Annotated in this window: 21 protein-coding genes and 2 pseudogenes; 12 read left to right on the forward strand and 11 right to left on the reverse strand. The window is 55.8% G+C overall.

Features of this window, described 5'->3' with window-relative positions; all coding sequences use genetic code 11:
• Positions 1-158: 158 nt before the first annotated feature.
• A complete protein-coding gene (locus tag JKG68_RS25010; protein WP_202064168.1) occupies positions 159-602 on the reverse strand; it encodes a response regulator in 444 nt (147 codons plus the stop codon).
• A gap of 470 nt (positions 603-1,072) precedes the next feature.
• Between JKG68_RS25010 and JKG68_RS25015 the strand changes: the two genes are divergently transcribed.
• Positions 1,073-1,288 (forward strand): DUF6894 family protein, encoded by a 216-nt coding sequence (locus JKG68_RS25015; RefSeq protein WP_202064170.1) that lies wholly within the window; start codon positions 1,073-1,075, stop codon positions 1,286-1,288.
• A gap of 90 nt (positions 1,289-1,378) precedes the next feature.
• On the opposite strand, the gene JKG68_RS25020 is transcribed toward JKG68_RS25015, so the two are convergent.
• On the reverse strand, positions 1,379-1,615 hold the full coding sequence (locus JKG68_RS25020; protein WP_202064172.1) for a hypothetical protein: 237 nt from the start codon (positions 1,613-1,615) through the stop codon (positions 1,379-1,381).
• A gap of 161 nt (positions 1,616-1,776) precedes the next feature.
• On the opposite strand from JKG68_RS25020, the gene JKG68_RS25025 reads away from it, so the two are divergent.
• Positions 1,777-2,517 (forward strand): Crp/Fnr family transcriptional regulator, encoded by a 741-nt coding sequence (locus tag JKG68_RS25025; protein WP_202064174.1) that lies wholly within the window; start codon positions 1,777-1,779, stop codon positions 2,515-2,517.
• A 31-nt stretch (positions 2,518-2,548) separates the two neighbouring features.
• Here the strand turns inward: JKG68_RS25025 and JKG68_RS25030 are convergent, their stop codons facing one another.
• Entirely contained in the window at positions 2,549-2,746 is a 198-nt protein-coding gene (locus JKG68_RS25030) for a hypothetical protein (RefSeq protein ID WP_202064176.1), read from the reverse strand.
• Between the two features lie 218 nt (positions 2,747-2,964).
• Between JKG68_RS25030 and JKG68_RS25035 the strand changes: the two genes are divergently transcribed.
• On the forward strand, positions 2,965-3,552 hold the full coding sequence (locus tag JKG68_RS25035) for a recombinase family protein (RefSeq protein ID WP_202064178.1): 588 nt from the start codon (positions 2,965-2,967) through the stop codon (positions 3,550-3,552).
• A 966-nt stretch (positions 3,553-4,518) separates the two neighbouring features.
• Entirely contained in the window at positions 4,519-5,064 is a 546-nt protein-coding gene (locus JKG68_RS25040; RefSeq protein ID WP_202064180.1) for a hypothetical protein, read from the forward strand.
• Between the two features lie 93 nt (positions 5,065-5,157).
• On the opposite strand, the gene JKG68_RS25045 is transcribed toward JKG68_RS25040, so the two are convergent.
• Positions 5,158-6,033 carry a hypothetical protein gene (locus tag JKG68_RS25045; RefSeq protein WP_202064181.1) on the reverse strand — a complete coding sequence of 292 codons (876 nt, stop codon included), beginning with the start codon at positions 6,031-6,033 and terminating at the stop codon, positions 5,158-5,160.
• A 35-nt stretch (positions 6,034-6,068) separates the two neighbouring features.
• Positions 6,069-6,245, reverse strand: a complete 177-nt coding sequence (locus JKG68_RS25050; RefSeq protein ID WP_202064182.1) for a hypothetical protein — start codon at positions 6,243-6,245, stop codon at positions 6,069-6,071.
• A 2,050-nt stretch (positions 6,246-8,295) separates the two neighbouring features.
• Here JKG68_RS25050 and JKG68_RS25055 point away from each other — a divergent pair.
• The gene (locus JKG68_RS25055; protein WP_202064183.1) at positions 8,296-9,996 is read left to right on the forward strand and encodes a calcium-binding protein; all 1,701 of its coding nucleotides are present in this window, start codon (positions 8,296-8,298) and stop codon (positions 9,994-9,996) included.
• Between the two features lie 146 nt (positions 9,997-10,142).
• On the opposite strand, the gene JKG68_RS25060 is transcribed toward JKG68_RS25055, so the two are convergent.
• The 4 genes and pseudogenes from JKG68_RS25060 to JKG68_RS25075 all read right to left on the reverse strand — a co-directional run bounded on the left by JKG68_RS25060 (position 10,143) and on the right by JKG68_RS25075 (position 12,664).
• Positions 10,143-10,307 (reverse strand): hypothetical protein, encoded by a 165-nt coding sequence (locus JKG68_RS25060; protein ID WP_202064184.1) that lies wholly within the window; start codon positions 10,305-10,307, stop codon positions 10,143-10,145.
• A gap of 93 nt (positions 10,308-10,400) precedes the next feature.
• Positions 10,401-11,099, reverse strand: a pseudogene (locus JKG68_RS25065) (NAD-dependent deacylase).
• 65 nt (positions 11,100-11,164) lie between these two features.
• On the reverse strand, positions 11,165-11,611 hold the full coding sequence (locus JKG68_RS25070; RefSeq protein WP_202064185.1) for a GNAT family N-acetyltransferase: 447 nt from the start codon (positions 11,609-11,611) through the stop codon (positions 11,165-11,167).
• A gap of 813 nt (positions 11,612-12,424) precedes the next feature.
• Positions 12,425-12,664 carry a DUF6894 family protein gene (locus JKG68_RS25075; RefSeq protein WP_202064186.1) on the reverse strand — a complete coding sequence of 80 codons (240 nt, stop codon included), beginning with the start codon at positions 12,662-12,664 and terminating at the stop codon, positions 12,425-12,427.
• A 974-nt stretch (positions 12,665-13,638) separates the two neighbouring features.
• Here JKG68_RS25075 and JKG68_RS25080 point away from each other — a divergent pair.
• From JKG68_RS25080 to JKG68_RS25100, 5 genes are all read left to right on the forward strand, one after another.
• Positions 13,639-13,869 carry a hypothetical protein gene (locus JKG68_RS25080; protein ID WP_202064187.1) on the forward strand — a complete coding sequence of 77 codons (231 nt, stop codon included), beginning with the start codon at positions 13,639-13,641 and terminating at the stop codon, positions 13,867-13,869.
• A 978-nt stretch (positions 13,870-14,847) separates the two neighbouring features.
• Positions 14,848-15,225, forward strand: a complete 378-nt coding sequence (locus tag JKG68_RS25085; RefSeq protein WP_202064195.1) for a response regulator — start codon at positions 14,848-14,850, stop codon at positions 15,223-15,225.
• 83 nt (positions 15,226-15,308) lie between these two features.
• The gene (locus JKG68_RS25090; protein ID WP_202064198.1) at positions 15,309-16,463 is read left to right on the forward strand and encodes a sensor histidine kinase; all 1,155 of its coding nucleotides are present in this window, start codon (positions 15,309-15,311) and stop codon (positions 16,461-16,463) included.
• Positions 16,464-16,756: 293 nt separating this feature from the next.
• Complete coding sequence (locus JKG68_RS34310) at positions 16,757-18,031, forward strand: sensor histidine kinase (RefSeq protein ID WP_281399214.1); 1,275 nt, start codon at positions 16,757-16,759, stop codon at positions 18,029-18,031.
• A 194-nt stretch (positions 18,032-18,225) separates the two neighbouring features.
• Entirely contained in the window at positions 18,226-18,477 is a 252-nt protein-coding gene (locus JKG68_RS25100) for a hypothetical protein (RefSeq protein ID WP_202064201.1), read from the forward strand.
• A gap of 468 nt (positions 18,478-18,945) precedes the next feature.
• Here the strand turns inward: JKG68_RS25100 and JKG68_RS34875 are convergent.
• Positions 18,946-19,128, reverse strand: a pseudogene (locus JKG68_RS34875) (hypothetical protein); the annotation flags it as partial.
• Between the two features lie 170 nt (positions 19,129-19,298).
• On the opposite strand from JKG68_RS34875, the gene JKG68_RS25110 reads away from it, so the two are divergent.
• Together JKG68_RS25110 and JKG68_RS25115 are read left to right on the forward strand one after the other, a co-directional pair.
• A complete protein-coding gene (locus JKG68_RS25110; RefSeq protein WP_202064203.1) occupies positions 19,299-19,436 on the forward strand; it encodes a hypothetical protein in 138 nt (45 codons plus the stop codon).
• A 419-nt stretch (positions 19,437-19,855) separates the two neighbouring features.
• Positions 19,856-20,431 carry a hypothetical protein gene (locus JKG68_RS25115; protein ID WP_202064206.1) on the forward strand — a complete coding sequence of 192 codons (576 nt, stop codon included), beginning with the start codon at positions 19,856-19,858 and terminating at the stop codon, positions 20,429-20,431.
• Positions 20,432-20,787: 356 nt separating this feature from the next.
• Here the strand turns inward: JKG68_RS25115 and JKG68_RS33010 are convergent.
• A partial coding sequence (locus tag JKG68_RS33010) for a hypothetical protein (RefSeq protein ID WP_210346450.1) occupies positions 20,788-20,967 on the reverse strand: 180 nt, incomplete at its 5' end.

The raw sequence follows: 20,967 nt of genomic DNA on the forward strand, positions 1-20,967 counted from the left end.
GGGTTCCTTGCGGCGTGCCATGCGATGTCTCCTTCCAGATCATCGTAATGGCCCCACACGAAATTCCCGACAGTTCCCCTTGGTGCGCCACTGTGTTACCTCTTATCGATGTACAATCGGGCGAGTATTTCTGGAGGCGTTATCAAAGTTTGTCGAAGTCACGCCCGTAGTGCTCCAAGCGGGTAGATGTAACTACGACGAGCAGCCTCCTCGAAGGGGCTCGTCTGAACTGCTTTCTCGGCCTGTACCAACACTTCAAGCGCCCTCCAAGGCTTCGGCATGAACGGCACATCCCGAAGAGCTTTATCAAGGTCCTCCTCAAGCGGCGCACCTGAGGTCAAGACCGTTCTGATCCACGGCCACCTGAGCTTGACAGTGCGAGCAAGGTCTACACCGTTCATGGGACAGGGCAGACGCACATCGGTGAAAAGAAAGACCACGTCGCCTGCGAGATAGTTCAAATAACGGAGCGCTTCCTCGGCGCTGGATGCTTCCACAACCCGGAGGTCCGTTTCCTCCAGCAACGCAACGGCGAGAGCCCTAAGCTCCCTATCGTCCTCGACGAGCAATGCAACGTGAGTGCCTTCCGAGCCCTGTCCCATCCTGCGGACCTCCGTTGTTCCGTTAGAGTCTGGCTTGATGTCAGAAGAGTTGACGTGCGACCTCGGTAAGAGGCCCGTCACAGGTGTAGTACATGCAAGTACCTTACCGTTTCTCAGGTCAGGACCACCCTAACTTCTCGAAGCATTCGCAAATTATTGACTTCCGTCAAAGGAAAAGATCAGACGCTGAGTTCTTTGCTTAAAAACCTTGATCCAGATCAATGTTGAGAGCCATTAACATTGATCTGGGTTTAAAATACCAAAGAAAGTTAACACGGCTATACGCTGGAGTCGGAACAGCCTCTGAGTTTGATTATTGGTTGATTGCGGACAGAGTGGCGAGACTTCTCTTGAAGCTTCATTGCATTGGTTCCCCCTGACTGGCAGGAGATCACTCGTGGTCTCCTGCATCTTTTCTCCAGGCATGCGGTCATGGGCTGTGATCAAGTCTTGAGGGGGTAGAGGTCGAGATGCCTCGTTACTACTTCCACCTTCGCACCCAGGACAGCTTCGTATGGGATGAAGAAGGAGTCGATCTGCCTGATCCCTTGACCGCGCAAGGAGCCGCCGACAAGACAGCAGCCGAACTGCGAGGCGGGTTGCTGCATGAGGTCCACAATGGCTCCCGCTGGGCGATTGTCATAACCGATGAGGGTGGCGAGATCGCCCAGGTGGTGACGCTCTGATATGCACTACCCCCAAGCGCTGACCTGAGCAGCAAGACCGACTCGCCTGTTGACTGGTCTCACAAGCACACTTGGCGCCCGTGCCTCGCCTCAGCCAACGCGCTGAGCCAACCAATCTCCCGCTTCGTTCAGGTCAGCGAAGATGGGATGAGCCGGTCCGTCCAATTTCCCGAACCCATGCTCCAGGTACCAGCGTCCTGCTTTCCTGCCGTGCTCCGCTGACAGCCGCACCAACACCGCCACAAGCCGATTGTTTGCAAAGACAAGACAGCCCTCTTCGTCGGGAGCATTGGTTTCCACAGTGACTGGTTGAAAGCCAAGCTTCATTCGATGTCTCAGAACTGGTGCAGATGATTGGCCAGCGTCGCTTCCTTCATCAGCAGCGCTAACAATAACCCTGTAGACCCAGGAATTTCGGGCTGACCTTATCGCATAGCCACAATACAGGTTAGTCTGGTAAGATCACCTTCTGGTGAGGGAGGGTGGCCATGCCCACCCCGTTTGTTCGCAAGCTTGAGTATGGTGCTGGACTGTCCGACCAGGACCGGCAGGTACTTGAACATGCTGTTCGTGACGTGCGGCAGTTCAAGCCCAGGCACGATCTCATCCTTGAAGATGACAGCCCTGAGAACGTCCATGTCATCCTGGAGGGCTTTGCCTGCCGCTACAAGCGTCTGCCGGATGGCACCCGCCAGATCATGGCCTACCTCGTTCCCGGCGACTGCTGTGACCTACACGTGTCCATCCTGAGCAGGATCGACCATACCATCGGGACGCTCACCGCCTGCAAAGTCGCCCTTCTTCCTCACGCCGTCATTGAGGACCTGACAGGCCAGTCCAGAACCATCACACGGGCTCTCTGGTGGTCTACGCTGTCGGATCAGGGCACTCAGCGGGAGTGGCTGATTAACATGAGCCGACGACCCGCTGATAAGCGGCTGGCTCATCTCCTGTGCGAGTTGCTGGTGCGGCTTCAGGCGGTTGGGCTGGCCACCGACAACAGCTTCGTGCTGCCCCTGACGCAGCGGCAACTCGCTGAAACGCTTGCCATGACGGGAGTTCACCTCAACCGTATCGTGCGGCAACTCCGAGAGGAGGGGCTGATTACGCTGAAAGGGCACAGCATCACCATCCCGGATGTTGAGCGTCTCAGCCAATTCTCAGATTTTAATCCCAACTATTTGCATCTGACGCAGCGCCGGGACGCGGCGAGGCAGAAGGATAGGTAATCTGCTGGGGAGCGAGGCCCTGCTCATTCTCCTATGTGGTAACCGGCCCAGGCTCGATAAAGAGACGCTTGAAATCCGAAGGGGCGAATTCTTGCCCGTCCGCGTCAATCAACACGATTCGAGCACCTTGGTCGGCTAACCTGCGAGATTGCTGGAGAGCCGCAACCGCCGTTTCACAGGTGGCTGAAACCGGACCGCTCTCGTTTTCTCCAGTGACGATGAAAATCATAGATTCCTCGATTCGTGCGGTGACGGGTTGGGCTATGAGGACAGGTCTATCATGATCCGAGACGTATTCCACGAGTCGAGCGCCTTATTTGAGTAACCTCTGACAAGACACTGTTCCGAGACGCTCCTGAACCATCAAAAGCGTCTCGTATGAATTAATTGCGGGATTTGAGACTCGATCTACCGTGATGAGACTCAAACAAGACACTTGAGGTCATTATGGCAGTCTATGGCTACGCGAGAGTATCTCACGCCTCTCAAAGTCTGGATGTTCAGATTGACGCGCTTCGTGCAGCAGGTTGCTCGGTCATCCGGTCTGAGAAGAAAAGCGCGAAGACCCGAGAAGGTCGCGTCGAGTTACAGACCCTCCTCGATTTCGTGAGAGAGGGCGACACCATATGCGTAACCCGCGTTGACAGAATCGCCAGATCGATTGCTGACCTTCAGGACATTCTTCGAGTGCTCAAGTCAAAGGGCGTGGCCTTGAAGGCAACCGAGCAACCCATCGACACGTCAACACCTCTTGGCAAATGCATGCTGGACTTATTAGGAGTATTTGCAGAGCTTGAAACCAACCTACGTCGGGAGAGGCAGACCGAAGCCATCCGGCGCATCAAGGAAATCGACAGCACGAAGCCTAAGCACGAACGCACCTATCAAGGCCGTCCTCCGACGATCAATCCAGATGAGATTCGTCAGCTACGTGACGAGGGTCTTGGAGCTACCGCCATTGCCGACCGGCTCGGGATCGGACGGGCATCGGTGTATCGGGTGCTCAAGACAGAAATCCAGGAGAGCGTCGAGTAGCCTGAAGTGAGCGCGGCAACTCCGACCTAATCGTTGCCGATCATAAATACCGGATGAACAACTGCTGCTTTCAATCTCGCTGTGCCCGAACCGACTGTGTGGTATGCGCTCGCCGGTATGCTGGCCGATTGACCAGACGAATCCTAAACATCTCGACTGGAAAGCTCTTCGCTATCGAGACCAAACTCGCATCACCAACTCTGGCCGACTTCCGGACCTTCAGGATCGAAGCACGAAACTTCGTAGATCACCGTAGGCGCTGTTGCTGCTGGTGGCGGGAATTTATGCTGCACGTTTGGCTTAGCCAGAGCGGTTGGGTTCGCGGGGTGAGTAGCCTTGGTTCGCTTACATCGTTCGAGGTTCTGGACGCATTTCAGTCGCGCTGGCCAACATGCACAGTATGCTTCAATAGCTCAGAAGAGATGCTTAGGACCAATTCAGTTGCAATCAGAAACTGGCAGTGTCAGCGGAAGAGGCATCTAAGCGACCCTATCGTTGGGGAGAGCACCGCTTCTTGAGATCAAGCAGCCCTATCGATGTGGACTGGTTTCGCAGTAAGTGATCCACGCTTCGAGGAGAGTAAAAGCAGCGGATGGGTTAGCGCACAATACTTCAATAACGTAGGCGTCGATGATGGGGAACTTATCACCGTCAATAATCCCATTGGACCCATGCGCTGACAGGAGCGCCTCCATGTCCGCCCACTCTGCTTTATGAACAAAGAGTTTGGTGATGTCTCGTGGCCGACTGCGCTTGGCTGGATGTTCGGGTGTGGGGAGTTCATGGTAAAACACTGAAAACCTCGTTGTGGAGTGTCGAGGTATTTATCACCCCTGAAGCAAGGCGTGAGCACAGAGAACATCTACACAGCTTGGCCTTAACATTGTCCACTTGAGATAAATTCAGGTTCATCTACCACTGGTAGCTGTAAGTGGCGTTAATGATTCTCGATTGGGAGAGATCAACATGGCTTACAACTACTTCTTCTTCGACGAATACAGAAATTTCATCACCAACGACGATAATCTTATCTTCGGAACAAAATCGACAAGCAATCCGAACGGCGGCAATGACGTGATCAGAGGGCTTGTCGGCAATGACCATATCTATGCGAAGTTCGGGGATGACATCGTCGATGCCGGTCCTGGAAGCGATCTGATAAACGGCGGATGGGGCGGCGATATATTCTATTTCGGTGGCAACTCTGGATACGATGTCATCAAGGCGTTTGGCCGCGAGTCGGGCAACGACGATACCATTGTGGTCGAGGGCAACTACAATGGCTACTATGTGAGCCCGATCACCGACGAAGTCGTTCTCAAGTTTGACCACAATGGAAATGGCGGCACTGATGCCAGGGTGTTGCTATCAGGCGTCTACGAGACAGAATGGCGAACTTTGGAGGACAGGGTCATTGTAGACGATACATCTACAGATGCGGTCCTGTTGGCCAAGGCCGAACTGGCCAGAGCCGAATTGCAGAACTGGAACGATATCCTGAAGGTGATTTGATCGCCGAAGTGATGCAGCGGTTCAGTGTTGAGGGGCAGTCGATCCGCCCCTTTTCTACCAAAGCCCTTATTGAACAAATGCCCGTGCGGTGGGTCAGGGCTGAACTTTTTCCATTCGCTCAAGTCGGCAAAGGACTGCGGTGGGCTTACCAGTCAGCTTCGTTACACGCCCCTTCACGGGAAAAACCTCCCCAGATTTAAGCTCCAGATTGTCGAAGTACTTTGTAAAGGTGTCCGTGAAGCCGAACATGTTGGTGGTTTCGCAGAGGACTGTGACCAGATTGATCGTCTCGGCTGAATTATTCTTCAAGGTTCCTGTCAGGTTGAGATACACAGACTCGCCGTAGCGACTAACGGGTACAATCTCGTGAGAGATGTGGGCTTCCATTTGTGAGGACAACCGCCACTTCTTCATATTACCCTGGAAGAGATCGTCCCGCTCATACTCGAGCCGGGGGTCGCACCGCAGGTTCACTAACTCGTCTGATTTTGCTTGCCACAGGTAGCCATCAGGGACGAGCGGGAGCCTAACCCGTTTGGTCTCTCCTGGAGCGATGTGCTCGGCATACGCATGCTCGGTATAGATACGCGCGAGTTTGTATTCTTCGTACCGAAGCTCCTCGGGTTCGTAGGTGCATGTGGCTGAGACTCTGTAGATGCGAGCGTTCGCACCGTTAGCGACATCGAACTCGATGAAGCGAATTCCATCCGCCGTTATGACAGCATGAGGGTTGATTAGGGATACACGATCCTTCTGGAACGAGTCGTAGATTGCATCCCTCTCAGCCAAGTTGTTCCACCAGTAGGAAACCTCATGATAGATGTAGAGGTAAGCAATCAGCGGGAACACAATGAACCAGATGCTGGTGCGCAGGATGCCGAAGATCAGGCGGAAGAACAGTTGGAGCGCATAATCGATGAACGCACCAATGATGAAGCCTTTGACTGTCCATTCAATTTGCTTTGACATCCGCGATTCTCGATTGGCCCGAACGGTGACCTTTCCTACGCAGCATCCTCAAGGTCCATCAAATCGATGACATCCAGGTCATCAAAGTCAGGCAAACCCCGCCCCCAGACATCAAGGAATTTCGCCCCTCGATTGGCTTTTCTGGCCTCAGCATATTCAGCGCCAACGAGCACTCGATCAGTGCTTTCGAATTTATCCTTGATATGAATCATGGTTTCTGCATCTACGGTTCCATGCCCGGTCGTGTGAACTCCATTGAGAAGGAAGAAGCCTCGGCTAAGACACCGGAGTTCGATTACGGCTTCTGGCTTTTTCCAGAGATAGTAGACGTACCGGTTCAGGAGCGGCTGAGAGAGCAGCGTAGCCAAACAGTTCTGGAAGCGTCGTCCAGTGTCGGCCATTGCTCGCGGAGAACTAAGGAACGTCGTTTCTGCATCATCGCTGATTGGACCCGAGACTGGTTATCTGGGGATTTTCTCAACGAGCCTTCGGAGCCAACTCTTCAAACTTGTACTCGGACTGAGGGCCTCCAACGATTGCCATGCGTCGCTCTGGATTGCGTCTGGCAAGAGCGGAAAGATCAGGTCAAAGGCGGCGCTGAGTTCGTCGATTTGCTCAACTGACTTGAGACGGGTCAGAACCTCGGGTCGTACAGGGAGTATGGGCAACCGTAAAGCGGCTTTGATGGTGGTCTCTGATACTGGGCATTCTTGGCTGAAGATTCGTCCTCGTTCTCGGTGTTCAGGATTAAAGATCAAATCGATCAGGGCACGATACCCATTTGCCGAGAGCGGTTCATTGCCGATGCGGTGTAGAACACGCAAGGCTGTTGAGGATGCCGTGCCGAATAGGACATCACATCCGCAGATGTCCTGTGCTCTCGCGGTAATGAGCACGTGTGCGATCTGTGCCGAACAGTCTGAGGCACTCGCGTCGTCAACCAATCCAACGGCTCTGAACCGAGAGGCGAGATAGTCAGGTCCGATATCCTCAAGGACCATGAGAGCGACGAAGTTGGCTTGCCTCTTCAAGGTAGAGGCAGTTGTCAGGTATCTAAGATATCCGGGATGCACACGATCCAGTCCCAAGCACGATACCAGCAGTGGTCCAGTTACAGGGTTCGGCCTCAGGGTGATTGTGTCGGGTCGTGGCGGCATCGCCATCTCCAGTAGGAAGTCACCTATCCAAGCTCCCATAGGTTCGAAATCCCGCAACTATTTTGCCAACCTCCCGAACGACCAAGCTCATCATCCTGATGCCGCTTCTGGAACCCGAAACCTTGTGTTCTCTTTATGTTCAAGAGGACGAGAATGGTAGAGCGGCTATCTGATTATCCGTGGGTCATCGTTCGCGTCGGCTGCAATCTTTGTGGTCGCAAGGGCGAGTATCGGCTCGCCCGTCTCGCGGCCAAGCTTGGGCCAGAAACGAGTCTGGACGAAGTTCTTGACCACATAGCTCACGATTGCCCTTGGCGGCGTTATCCTAAACAGCGCCCAGCCGGGAAGTATGACGGAAAGTGCGGGGCACAGTTCGTCGATCTGAGTTGCCCAACGAGACCACCTGATTTGCCGCCATGCAAGAGGAAGCTTGTTTTGGTGAAAGGTGGCAAGGCGTGATCGAGCTAACTGTCGCCTCGACCAAAAAGCTGCCAGCGAGGAGGCCAGAACTCCCAATACCCAGCCGGTCCCAAGAAATCCTCTACTGGCCAGCATCTAACAGCTTATCCTCTCTCTCCTGTGTCTTTGTAGATACAGCCAGAGGCGCACGAATCAGGCACGTTTTCTATGTTCGGTTCGTGGGGGCACACTAATTCTCGATCCAGAACAATAAAGCGCCTCGGCTATGCACCGAGGCGTTTCTCGTTCCCCGGAGCCACAGAAATCCTGCTCAACCAACACCGCCAAATGGGCTGCTCTTCCCTGAACAGCCGCACGGCTCACCCCCATCAGTTCTCGTCTCCTTCCGGCATTTACTCGATCTTCTCAACGCCTCAGGCGTGGTGACCAGCACATTTTCCCAGTGACCCTATCTGGCGAAGAAGCTGTGTTGAGAGTGTTGCTTCCTGGCGTTCAAGCCCATTTGCCGTCCAGCCTTTGCCGATACAACTCCCCAGCACCCCGCTTTATCATCATGGCGATGCTTAGAAATGATTTAGCTCTCATTGTCGCATCCGGAAGGGTTAGCACCGAACTCTGTAAGGATAGTTGTTCGACAGAGGTGCTGGCATATCATACGAGAACATAAACTCTTCTCAGCGGGGCAATGATGGCTACCTTCAAAGGCACATCCGCAGGCGAAACCATTTCTGGTTCATTTGAGAATGACCTCATCGATGGTGGTGGCGGTCTCGATACCCTCGTAGGGGGTCAGGGCAGTGATGACTATATTTGGTACGGTGAGCCCATCATCATCGTTGAAGAGGTCGATGCTGGCTTAGACTACGTGAGCACCAGCATCAAATTCACCACGCCTTATGTGCTGACCGAGAACGTTGATGGGTTCAGCATCACTGGCGAGGGACAAGGTCATGCCATCGGCAATGGCCTTGATAATAATTTTTACGGCGGCAGGTTCGCCGACACGTTCGAGGGCGGTGTTGGCGAGGATAAGTTCTTCGGAAACGGCGGCAATGACAGCATGGTTGGCGGTGCCAACGATGATCGCTACGAAGTCGATTCGATTGGTGACATCGTCGTTGAAGGAGCCGGGGCTGGAAGTGGCTGGGATACTGTCCGAACCACCCTGTCATCGTTCACCCTTAACTATGCCAACGTCGAAGTCCTCTGGTACATCGGCAATGGGAACTTCCATGGCATTGGCAACGAGCTTGATAATACCCTCCTTGGAAGCGGCAACATCGGCAACGATACCCTCGACGGGGCTGGTGGCGCAGACATCCTCGCCGGTCAGGGCGGCGATGACACGTACATCGTTGATAAGTTCGACCGGATCGACGAGCGGTTCAATGACGGTATCGACACTGCTATCACTAAGGGCATCGGCGAATACCGGCTGGATGCCGCTGTCGAGAACCTAACCCAAACCTCTGACGAGAACCTCGCCTTCATCGGCCACGGCAACGCTCTGAACAATGTAATCCGCGCCAGCAATAAGGCTTCGCACCAATTGTTCGGATATGAGGGAAACGACCATCTGATCAGTGGCGGGAGCGCCAATACTCTCGATGGCGGTTCTGGGAATGACACCCTTGAGGGATCGGCTGGTGCTTCGGACGTTGGCAAGCTGAGCGGCAAGCGTTCGGACTACACAATCTTGGAGACGAAGAGCAAGATTGTTCTAAACGACAAGCGCGGGGTTGATGGAACTGACACGTTCCTGAGCGTGGAGACCTTCTCGTTCTCTGACGGTCAGGTGACAATGAGCGACCTCATCGGGAGCCCCAAGCCAGTTGATCCCGTGCCGCCTCCTGGCCACCCCAGCCCGATCCCTCCCGCACAGCCACCGGGTACGCCGGTTCCGCTCCAGGAAGTCTTCACAGGCGACCGAGGCAACAACACGATCCACGGCAACGAGGGCAAGAACGTCATCAAGGGCTTTAGTGGCAACGACCGGCTATACGGCCATGAGGGTAGCGACAAAATCTATGGGGGCTTGGGTTTGGATTGGCTCCACGGGGGATCGGGTAAGGACAAGTTCGTGTTCGACACTAAGCCGAGCAAGAACAACATCGACCAGATCAGGGACTTCAAGAAGGGTGAAGACACCATCTGGCTCGACAATGCCGACTTTACGAAGGTCGGCAAGATCAAGGCTATGAAGGCATCAGCCTTTTGGTCCAGCAAGACCGGCAAGGCTCACGACGCCAATGATCGGGTCATCTACGACAAGGATAGCGGCGTTCTCTACTACGACGCAGACGGGACCGGCTCCAAGGCTGGTGTGGCTTTTGCTACGATCTCCAAGAACCTTGCTCTGACTGCCAAGGACTTCCTGATCGTCTGAGGGTGAAGCAACCTAAGACAAGAAGCCCCGGAGTGGTCCGGGGCTTCGAGTTTCCAAAGTCCCTGCCAATGGCCCACGATATCGAACGCTGGATTCTATTGAACAGAATGAATGGCGACGATTCATCGAGGCGTCATGGTCTCTGTTCAGCCATCGTTGTCTTCCGGCATCGACTCGATGTTCCCGATGCCCCAGGCACGGTGACCGGCTCGCCGTTCGAGAGCCTCAACCTGTCGCAGAAGCTGGATCGAGAGTGTAGCCTCTCGCCGGAAGCCCTCATCGCCAGGGTCGCTGCCGAGACGCATTTGCATATCACGCGTTCTCGCTTCGAGGGCTCGTCTCAGAACGCTCAACTGCTCTTTATTCAGTTCGAGAAACATCATCACGCCGTATGCTCCAGCTTCCTATGCTGCGAGTATTCGCTCGACCCAAGCAGGCACGGTCTGAGTTGCAGGTCCATAGTGCGTCTCATCAAAGAGCCAAGCGTTGTCCGATGGTTCCAGATTGATCTCGCAGGTTCGTATCCCAAGGTGCTTGGCTTGCTCGACGAACCCTGCGGCGGGATAGACCGACCCTGAAGTTCCAACTGAGACGAATAGGTCTGCCTGAGCCAACCTCTCTTCGATGGAATCCATTTGCATTGGTACCTCACCGAACCAGACAACGTCGGGTCAGAGGGTTCCTGTATGGTCGCAGTTCGGACAGGGGTTGCTGACACTCAGGTCTTCGAACCAGGGTGTCGCCGCAGCGCAGCCCGTGCATCGCGCCTTAAGAAGCTCGCCGTGCATATGGATGACGCGCTCCGACCCCGCGCGCTCATGCAGATCATCGATGTTCTGGGTCACGAGGAAGAGACTGCCGTGCCCAGCCAGTCCTGCTTGCAGATGGGCAAGCGCGCAATGCGCCGCATTGGGCTCAGCCGACAGGAGGTTCTTCCTGCGCATGTTGTAGAAGGCGTGAACCTCGTCGGGATTGCTGGCGAAGGCACCAGGAGTGGCCAGCTTCATCGGATCAAAGCGGGACCAGAGCCCATCCTTATCGCGGAAGGTGTCCAGACCGCTCTCGACTGAGAGACCAGCCCCGGTCAGCACGAAGATATTCATGGCTCCTCCTGTAGATCGCTGTGACCACGATACTGCATCTCTTTCCAGCCGCCTGGCGACGTAGGTCAGGCGGCTTCGCCCAGTCCGCGCCGCATCACGAATATGGTTGGTGTCTCTTGAACAATCCCAAAGCCATGTTGCTGATAGAAATGGAAAGCTGGGTTGTTCTTGAACACAAACAGCGCCATCGACTTCGCCGCCCCGCGCCTTTCTTCCAGGAGCAGTCGCATGACTCGTGAGCGAATCCCCTGACGCTGATAAGGGGGAGAGATATAGAGTTGCTTCAGGAAGAGTTCGTCCTCTGCCTCTCGGAACTCAACCCAACCGATATCCTCCCGGCCATCGAGAGTGATGATCCGAGTGTCGTTCTGACGCCATAGGCTGGCGAACTGAGCCTCTTGGTCTTGATCGACCCACTCCATCCAAGCAGTTGCCAGGGGTTTGATCGTTTGGACATAGAGATCGAGAGCAAAGGTGTAGTCGGCTGAAAGTGCCGGTCGAAGGGCGATCATCGTTTTGTCTGGGGAAGAAAAAGTTTCGATCTGGCCAGAGCACTTCGCCCACGTCACTTGAGGGCGGTGCGCTGATCGCTCCTCACTAACACAACAGGGCAGCCGACCGCTACTTTCAGCGAGTGCAGGAGCCCTTTCGGGCATCTGCCTGTCGTATGCTCCCAGTCACATCAACGTCTTTGGTGTTAGTCGCGAGCTTGGCGAAAGCAGTCGTCCAAGAATACGCAAAATCTGGAACTGATCGGCTACAACAGAATTATTTGAATATACGGACCCACTATTTACCCCGCATTCCCCTTGTGCATTGGGTCCAACACTTACGAGAGATTGCTCGACCCGGCGCTTGCACAAGCAGCCGGGTTCTTTTTGCCTCTTCGGGACCGGCTCTTGCTTCCTAATCTGCTCAGCACCGCCTAATGCTTGCAAGACGTTAGCGATGGTCCTCCAGGGCCTGAGGCTGGGTACGGCACGGTCGTCAGCACAATTGGGCGGCTCGTTGATGTGCTCTTAACCGGGCTCGCCTGGACCTCACCAAAGGGCGAGGTGGTCGAGAGAATTAGCGGCGTCTTCTCAGGAGTAGTGTTGATCTTGATCTGCTCGTCATGGGCAGTGGTCTTTATAAGTTTCATCCAGCGCCTCCCAGGCTGTTATAAGGGCGTCCTTGTTTCACTTCCCACGTGAGGAGTTATGTGGACGCTCTTGCACCGTGCAAGCCAGCACAATTAGCGATACTTTCCAGCATGAAGGGTGAAGGCGCAATGAACACATTCTGCGGCGGCTTGCCACTTACGGGTAACCAGCCTCGCCGAGCTACTACGAAGAGCCTATTCCCGCCGAGAACGGGACAGTGAGCACGATGTGGTCGGTTTCATCGGCGACCTCGATGGCCATGCTGTTAAGGGCTCCAGGTGGCAGGTCGTCCCAGAGGTGGCAAAGCTTGCGCGCTACATTCACGGCTTCCGTTCGAGCCTCATGGATGTCGGCCACTTCCGTCCCTACAAGGTCTCGGTCGCGATCAGTACCGTCGTGAACATGGAAATAGTAGCGGGGCATGACTTCTCAGGTTCCGGCAAAGATGATCGGCGGGTTGATCGAAGTCTGGCCTAAGGATCGGTCGAAGGGTAATCCTTGTCCTTGCCCGAGAAAGAACAGGTTCTGATCTGGCCAGCACACCGTACCCAGACTACCCTAAGACGATGCGCTAATCACAGTGTTATCACAACAGATCAGCTAAGAGTTACACTCAGCGAGCGCGGGACTCCTTTCGGGACCCTGACTGCTTCACGCTTCCGGTTATCTCAACCCCTTCTGTGTTGACCGCAAGCTTGCCACCAGACCTAACGGCATCTGTGTTCCACGCGATGTTCTCGGCTGGGAGCAGATGGGCGACAAGCTTGCGGGTTGCACGGGAAAGGTGCTTGCCTGCCTGTGCCAAGGGCTTGAAGTCTTCGAGCTTGTGTCTCTCTCCCGGTCGGCCCGTGAATACCCGTAGACTATCAGGAAACATCACCATGTCGCCGGGACGTAGGGTACTGTCAGCCAGAAGGGCCGGAACAGGATTAGCAATCTCACCAGCAGCTTTCGGCACTATCGGCTTCTTTATCTCTGGCTGCTCCACGGCAACAAGCTTTGGACGCGGTCGAGCCTTGCGTCTGGGCTGGATTACAGGATTGGGCTGGTACTCGAATTGTTGGCTTACCGGGGGTGAGGCAACGGGCTGAGAGGAGGCTCTGAAGAAGCCAAAGAAGTCCTGGGCTCGGGCAGGCACAGTGCTGACAGCAAGTGGGAGGATTAGAGCAAGACCCAAGACGCTACAGGGCTTTGCAAACCCATTCCCGAACCTTGGCATTCCCGCCTCCCCTTGTTGAAGGAACCAACGTAGCCAAGCTTTTCGGGTTCCTACTACTTAGGTGCGGCGAAGAAATAAACATCTGTTAGCAAAACGTGCCCGTTAGGCTGGAACACCACGTAGCATCCCTCGTTGATCCTCCACCTCCAGCAAGAGAGCGAACAGGTAGGGGATTTCGATGGGCCGTGCAGCATCCGATGATTGGCCGGAAGACTACCTGATCGTTGTGCCTCATGCCTGGAGAGACGATGATCTCTGGCTGGAAATCCAGGCTGAGACGCAAGAGCGGATCGGCACGACCCTGCGTGAGATGTATGCGGACTTGGGACGGCTCCCGCTTTCTCCCAGCCTGATGCTTGTCGTCTGTCAGATCGAGGCAGACCGAGGGGCTCCCACGCTTCATGGTTGAAGACTCTCTGCGGGACGAAATACTGGCAGCGGTCCCCCATCTTCGAGGCTGAGTTGTGCAGTGTGGCGGTCGGCACGATGAAGAGCCGGGTCAACCGGGCACGGTCGAAGCTGGCCCTGCTTCTGGACCTCACCAGCGAATCTGAACTCGGGCCTGACGCTGTGACCAGAGCGGCTCTGGCTGGGTAAGCTGCCCGTTCGATCTATGGAAAGATCAGGTCTGCTGCTGGGGTTTACCGAGGGACCCACATGTCTGTTGAGGACGCCGTAACGAGCTTGACCCTTCATGCTCCCGCTGTAGATTGAGAACAAGTCAGGAACATGAATCGGCGCAGCACACGATTGCGCCTTGATGGAGTAGCAGCATGCTTGGTGAAGTGAGCTTCCACAGCAGACCGCAATGGCACGTGTGGGCTCAGTACACTGTGCTTACAGGATCACTCATCGTTGCAATCACGGTCGCTGCGAGTGTCTAAATCCTGAGTGAGGTCCCAGCCCAGTGTGCTGCCGGTCGGCACAGGTTACTACCTTGGCTTTGTACTCGATTTATTCGCTCAAGGGCAGCTTCGATATTTGGAGGTAAGGGCTGCTGGATGATGTCAGCGTAGAAGCTGCGGAGGTCGTCACTGATGGTGCGCAGAAGCTCCTCGTCAGACACCAACGAGTTCCGTCGTCCACCCTCACTGAGACCTCCCACTGCCGCCCCCAAATCACCGCCTTAGTAGACGTAGCGGGTCGTTGAGAAAGCGTTAACCATATTTGTGAGAGCCTGTGTATAATGGGCAGAGGGTGAGACTTTCTTGCATCAGCCACTTGCCTGCGCCCGTCCACAATGGAGGCGGTACAGTGCGAACGCTGGGGCTGGCATCAAGCCTTATCGCTCTCGTGCAGCCGACCAGTACCGCTGCTCAGCGTGTGATCACAACGCTAAATTTGGCTGTTCAGGTTCGATTCACGTCAGATGGCCAAGGCTCACCGCATGACTAAGCACCCAGGCAGCAAGCCGCTTGTCCTTGTTTTGGAGGATGAGGCCATCATTGCCCTCAATCTCCAGGACGAGTTGCAGGATGCAGGCCATGAGGTTGTCGGTCCCTTCACAGACTGCTCTGCCGCTTTGGGATGGCTTCAGACCGCGACACCTGACATGGCTATTCTGGATGCCACGCTCAACGATGGCTCATGCCATAGCGTGGCTGCCGAGCTCAGCCGTCGTGGGGTGCCCTTCCTGATCTACTCAGGCCATCAGGAGGATCGCCAGCTTCTATCCGAGTTCGACCACATCATCTGGATCGAGAAGCCTGTTCCGTTTGGTATCTTGGTTCAGGAATGTCAGCAGCTTCTGGTCGGCTGCGACTAAATTGCTTGGGGAAATCAGCCACTTCTCTCGAACTAACATAGGTTAAACACGTTCTCACGGGTGGTCCCAACGGTAACTGGCTCGTGTTGAACGATAAACTACTCCCTGCCTGGAAAGAGAAAGACCGGCTCGCAGCCCTGCGCAGCTACCGGGTTCTCGACACGCCGCCAGAGCCTGTGTTCAACGATCTGGTTGAGCTTGCCGCTCGTGCCTGTCAGGCTCCCATTGCTCTGATCAGTCTCATTGATGACCGTAGGCAATGGTTCAAAGCCGAGGTCGGGCTTGGGATGCGTGAGACACCTCTGGATCGCTCGATCTGCCTCACGGCCATGCTTCTGCCGGGGCTGACCATCGTTCCTGACCTGACCGAGGACCCCCGCTTTGCTCGCAACCCGCTGGTGACCGGAGAGCCACATCTGCGCTTTTATGCCGGGGCTGTGCTGAAAACACCTGATGGAGTGCCCTTGGGAGCCTTGTGTGTGCTCGATTGCGTACCGCGTGACCTGACAGAGGAGCAGGTATCGACCCTGACCATGCTGGCGCGGCAGGTGATGTCGCAACTGGAGCTGCGCCGTGCCCTTGCTGAGCGGGAGGAGCGGCTGGAGGCCAGCCACAAGATTGAGCGGCGGCAAGCTTTGCTGGTGCGTGAGCTTCACCACCGGGTGAAGAATACTTTGGCCACGGTCCAGGCGCTGGTCGGGGCAACAGGCCGATCCAGTGGCAGCTTTGACGCGTTCTACCGTTCCTTCTCAAAGCGCATCGCCTCACTCGCGAAAACTCATAATCTTTTGACCGAAGACTACTGGCAAACGGCAACCCTGCGGGAGATTGCTCTCACGGAGCTAAAGCCGTTTGCCGAGAGCCGACAGCCTCGCTTTATGTTGATCGGACCACCGGTTGAGCTATCGGCTGATCTGGCTGTGCCAGTCGGTATGGCGCTTCACGAACTCACCACAAATGCCGTCCGGTATGGGGCTCTCTCAGTTCCAGGTGGACACGTCGAAGTCAGGTGGAGCGTGGGTGAGACTGAGGGTGTCAGGAGGCTCCATCTGGAATGGCGCGAGTTCGGCGGACCCACCGTGGAGGAGCCGCAGCACCGAGGCTTTGGCTCAACCCTTCTCCAGCGGGTACTTCCGATGCAGTGTAAAGCCGAGGTGGAGGTACAGTACACCCGAGAGGGTTTGCAGTTCCAGATGGACGCGCCGCTCATTGAGCAGCGACTGGTTCCAGCCTATTAGACCGGCTGTTGGAAAGCTTATAGCTTGTTCTCAGTCTGAGAGACTGGTATTCGCGCCGCATATAACCGATCTCGCCTCTCTCGCGACTTCAACATAACTTCTTGGGCTTAGGCTATATTGTGCTCGATCTTTCATCTCGCCACATCGACACAGCCAAGCTTCTGGAGGCGGTGAACTGGTCTGAGACAGCGGTCGGATCACGGGAAGGTTGGTCACCAAGTCTCCAGCTTGCAACGAGCATCGTTCTCTCGTCCGGTTTGCCCATGGCGCTGCGCTGGGGACCCGACTTCATCATGATCTACAATGATACCTACAGGCCCGTCTTAGGGGACAAACACCCATGGGCCTTTGGTCGCTCTGCTTGTGAAGTCTGGCCAGAGGTTTGGCCAGAGATCGGACCAGCCCATGAGGCTATCCTGGCAGGTCACAGCGGCCCTTTGTTCTTCGAGAACCGATCCCTTCTCATCAGCCGTGGGGCAGCAGGATCAGAGACGGCGCAGTTTACCCTCAGCTATAGCCCTATTCCAGATGCCACCGTGCCAACAGGAGTCGGGGGCGTTCTCGTCTCCGGCGTCGAAACCACAGAACGTTTTCAGGCGGAAGCGCGCTTGGAGGCGGCTGAGGCAAAAGCTCGTGCGACGGCAAATCGGCTTGCTGCTGTTCTGGAGAGCACGGGAGATTGCGTTTTTGTCCTGGATACAGCATGGCGCTTCTCATTTCTGAACACGCAAGCCCGAGAGGAGATCGCTTACGGACGTGACCTCCTTGGCGGCAACCTCTGGGACGAGTTCCCGCATGCAGTCGGAACTGTGTTCTGGGACAACTACCAGCGGGTCATGACTGAGAGGGTGCCGGCGACCTTTGAGGCTTACTACCCTCCACCCTTGGCAACATGGTACGAGGTGAACGCTTACCCCTCTGAGGAGGGCATTGTGGTATTCTTCCGCAACATCAACGAGCGCCATGCGGCGCAGGAGCGCCAAAGCCTTCTGATCCGGGAACTGCATCATCGGGTGAGAAACACCCTGGCAACAGTTCAGGCGATCTTTAGCCTTACCGTCCGGTCGGCAACCAGCTTCAGTCAGTTCTCTGATGCCTTCACCGCCAGAATAAGCTCGCTTGCCAAAACACACCTGATCCTGACCGAGGACGAACAACAAGCCGCCTCCTTGCATGATCTGCTGCGTCTTGAACTTGCAAGCTTTGAGAACCCACGCTCTCGGCGGGTGAGGCTTGAAGGACCAAAGGTTCGGTTGCCCTCGGAAGTGGCAGTACCCTTCGCAATGGCTGTCCACGAACTCACAGCCAATGCTGCCAAGTATGGGGCACTCTCACAGCCTAAAGGGCACATTGATGTGACCTGGGATGTGCGAGCGGATGGGGAGGCTCAGTCGCTCCATTTGGAATGGATCGAGCGAGATGGTCCCGTGGTTCATGCCCCAACACACCACGGGTTTGGCGAGCGTCTGCTCAAACGCATGCTCACGGCCCAAGCTCGGGCACAGGTGCAGACGGAGTACCGTCCTGAGGGGCTTCGTTTCATTGTTGATCTACCCTTGAGCCGATGACGTGGCACAAGCTTATGAACACCCACATAGACCCGCTTGACCAAGGTGTAGAGCTTGCTGTGTCGCCTTGGGACAGCGGCCTTACTAACTTTACAGTGCGCACTTCGAGCTAAAACCGAGGTAAAACAAAGGGTGGGAACCTTCTAATCCAACGCAGTCCGAGGGGTCGTCTCAAAGGAAAGAATTTTATGCCTATGAAGTATGTCATGCTCAGACTGGATGGTGGCGAGTTGCTCCCGTTGCTCTTTCCGGAATTCATGCAGCACTCCCACATGGCTCAGTCCGTTCCGGCAACAGTGGTGAGCGCCGGTCACGTCTCCCTGGAGGACGGAAAGATCGTTGCTCGTGGCGCATCAAGTTCACTGGATGTCCTCTCACGCGAGGAGGATAGCGGGATCATCCAGGCGTATTTTGACGGGGAGAACGTCATTCAGCAGGAACTTTAACCCTCTGCGGGGTCGCAGTAGCTCTGGGGATGCGAAACCATCTTGTCATTACCGCCTGTGCTACCCCTTCCGATGGGGAGCGTACCCGTGATCTGTTCGGCCATAATCCGGCACGTTATGGTTCCGATCTCGCCTTTCCCCGTGGATCATCCAGCCCAGTACATATCCGGCAACTCCTGCCATAAACAGCGCCAGCAACGGGTTTCCTATCACCCGGTTCGTCACGGCTCGCTGGCCTTCACGAATGTACCGCTCTGCCTCCGGGTATTGCTCTCGTGCTTGTCGGGCGTAGTGTTCGCCTCGGCTGTACGCCTGACGGGCTGCTCCAGACGCGTGATCAGCAACGTCGGACAGGGCTTCCCGCACCTGATCCCGAAGGTGCTCGGCAGTATCCTGCTCCGGTTCGCCCTGCTGGTTGTCGCCTGATGAGGAACGAGCCTCCTGATCGGGACGATCAGGCTCAGGACCTTTGGTGATGGTCACAGAGACCGGATCACTCGTGGGGAAGGTCTCCTCGATAGCGTGGTCGAGCCGTGTGTCCAGGTTCTCCTGGGAGTTCTCGGGCAGCTTACTGTCCGGGGGACAATCCGCAGACTGGCGATCCTCCGCATCGAGAGCGGATTGGCTGCTGATACCGGGTCCGTTCACCATAGGAGCCCTCCAGAACACTCAAGGCAGGTTCAAAAGCAACCTGCAATCCCGGAATAACACCAAGGGTTTGAGGCCAGTTCCGCTTCGAGGGTTTTGTACCTATTCGGGGTGAGGTGTTCTCATTCGCCCCAATATGGGTTCATCCTTATCGAGTGAAAGGGAGAACATTCATGGCCGGTAAGTCTCGCATGCGCCCCTCGTTCAAGAAGCACACCCGCCGCTACAAGGAGGTGATTGCCCCAGCCAAGACCCTCGAAGGGCAGAGGAGGCTCACAAAAAAGCGCCGCTACGCCAACCGTCACGGTTAGCGCCGACGCCGTATCCTCTGGAGCAAACCTCAGCGGGGCGGTCTAAACTCAGGAGCGACCCTCAGTTCGTCCTTGGTGATGGTCATCATCAGAACAGCATAATCTGGAGTAGATCGGCTTCGGGGTCGAAAAGAACCCTGGTCTGCTTTGAATAGCACCAGGGTTTTCTCGTGAATGCAGCACGAGATCGACCGGGAGCAACTTGCAGCAGGGACAAGTCCTGACGCCATCCAGGAGCGATCTAACGCTCAGCTTGAGGAACGCCGCCAGCGGGAACGCGAGCCTTATGTGCGGCTGACTCCCGCTTTCTACGTGGCTATGACGATCATGGAACTCCGTCGCCGCCGCATTTTGCTCCCCGATACGGAAAGACTGGAGTATAATGGCCGAGCCGGTCGCGCATTGACAGGAGGTGAGCCATGAACAGGCATCACACCCTCGCATGGATCGCGTTCAGCGTTTCTGCCGCAGCCTTCGTTGTTCCGGCAGCCGCCCAGTTCCCAACGCCTGAAGTTCCCAAGTCTGAGCCCGAGTACATGGCCAAGGCAAAGACCGCCGCTCCCGAGGATATCGTGAGCAAAGCCACGATCATCATGCCCCAGAGTCACGGCAGTGCCAAAACCCTGCAATCCGGCTCCAACGGCTTCACTTGCATGGTCACATCGGATGGTACCCCAGCCTGCGCCGATGCGAACGGGATGGAGTGGTTCAAGGCGGTTGAGACCAAGGCACCACCACCCGAAAAGACCGGGTTCATCTACATGATGGCCGGTGATACGGGCACGAGCAACCATGATCCCTATGCAACGGACAAAAGCCATTGGGTTCAGACAGGACCGCACGTCATGATCGTCGGCAAGGCCGCACGGGAGATGGCGAGCATTTACCCAAGACCGATGGACCCTGATCCGTCACAAGCTTATGTCATGTTTCCAGGAACACCATACGAGCACCTGATGCTTCCGGTGTCGCCAGTTAAGGCACCAACGCATTGAAAGCTCGAACTCTGCCGCCGTGCCGAGAGACCGGCGACACGGCGGCTTTTGCCGAACTATGTTCTGCACATCCCGCTTTACGTTGTCTCGATTGCAACACCGACCCCTCCGAGCAGGAACAGCTACTTGATAAGTTTAGCTGTTGGCTACCAGAGCCCAAAGACCACGGCCCACCAGCACAAGCCAATGCAGATCACAACGGCTGTCCAGTTCAGGATACAGGCGAGAGCGCCATCTGCTGGTGCGATCTCACGGCTGTTCTCTTTCGGAGGCAGGTCTACGGGCATTGCGTACCAACCTTCCCAGTCTTGAGCCAAAAGGCCAGAGATTGAGCGACACAATTAGAGCGGAAAGCTCTACCTGCTCTGCTCATGGCAATCGCGAACGGCGCGGCTGGCATTGATCCAACGGCTGCTGGGCTTCACCCCCAACCATTGCCGATCAGGCTCTATCGTCAACACCCTCGCGTCCGCAGCCTCTGCTACCTGCTGCATGGTACGGCGAGCAGCACGAGCCTCCTCGATCAGCGCCAACTG

Origin of the sequence: Microvirga aerilata, from assembly GCF_016743775.1 — a bacterium.
Taxonomy (GTDB): domain Bacteria; phylum Pseudomonadota; class Alphaproteobacteria; order Rhizobiales; family Beijerinckiaceae; genus Microvirga; species Microvirga aerilata.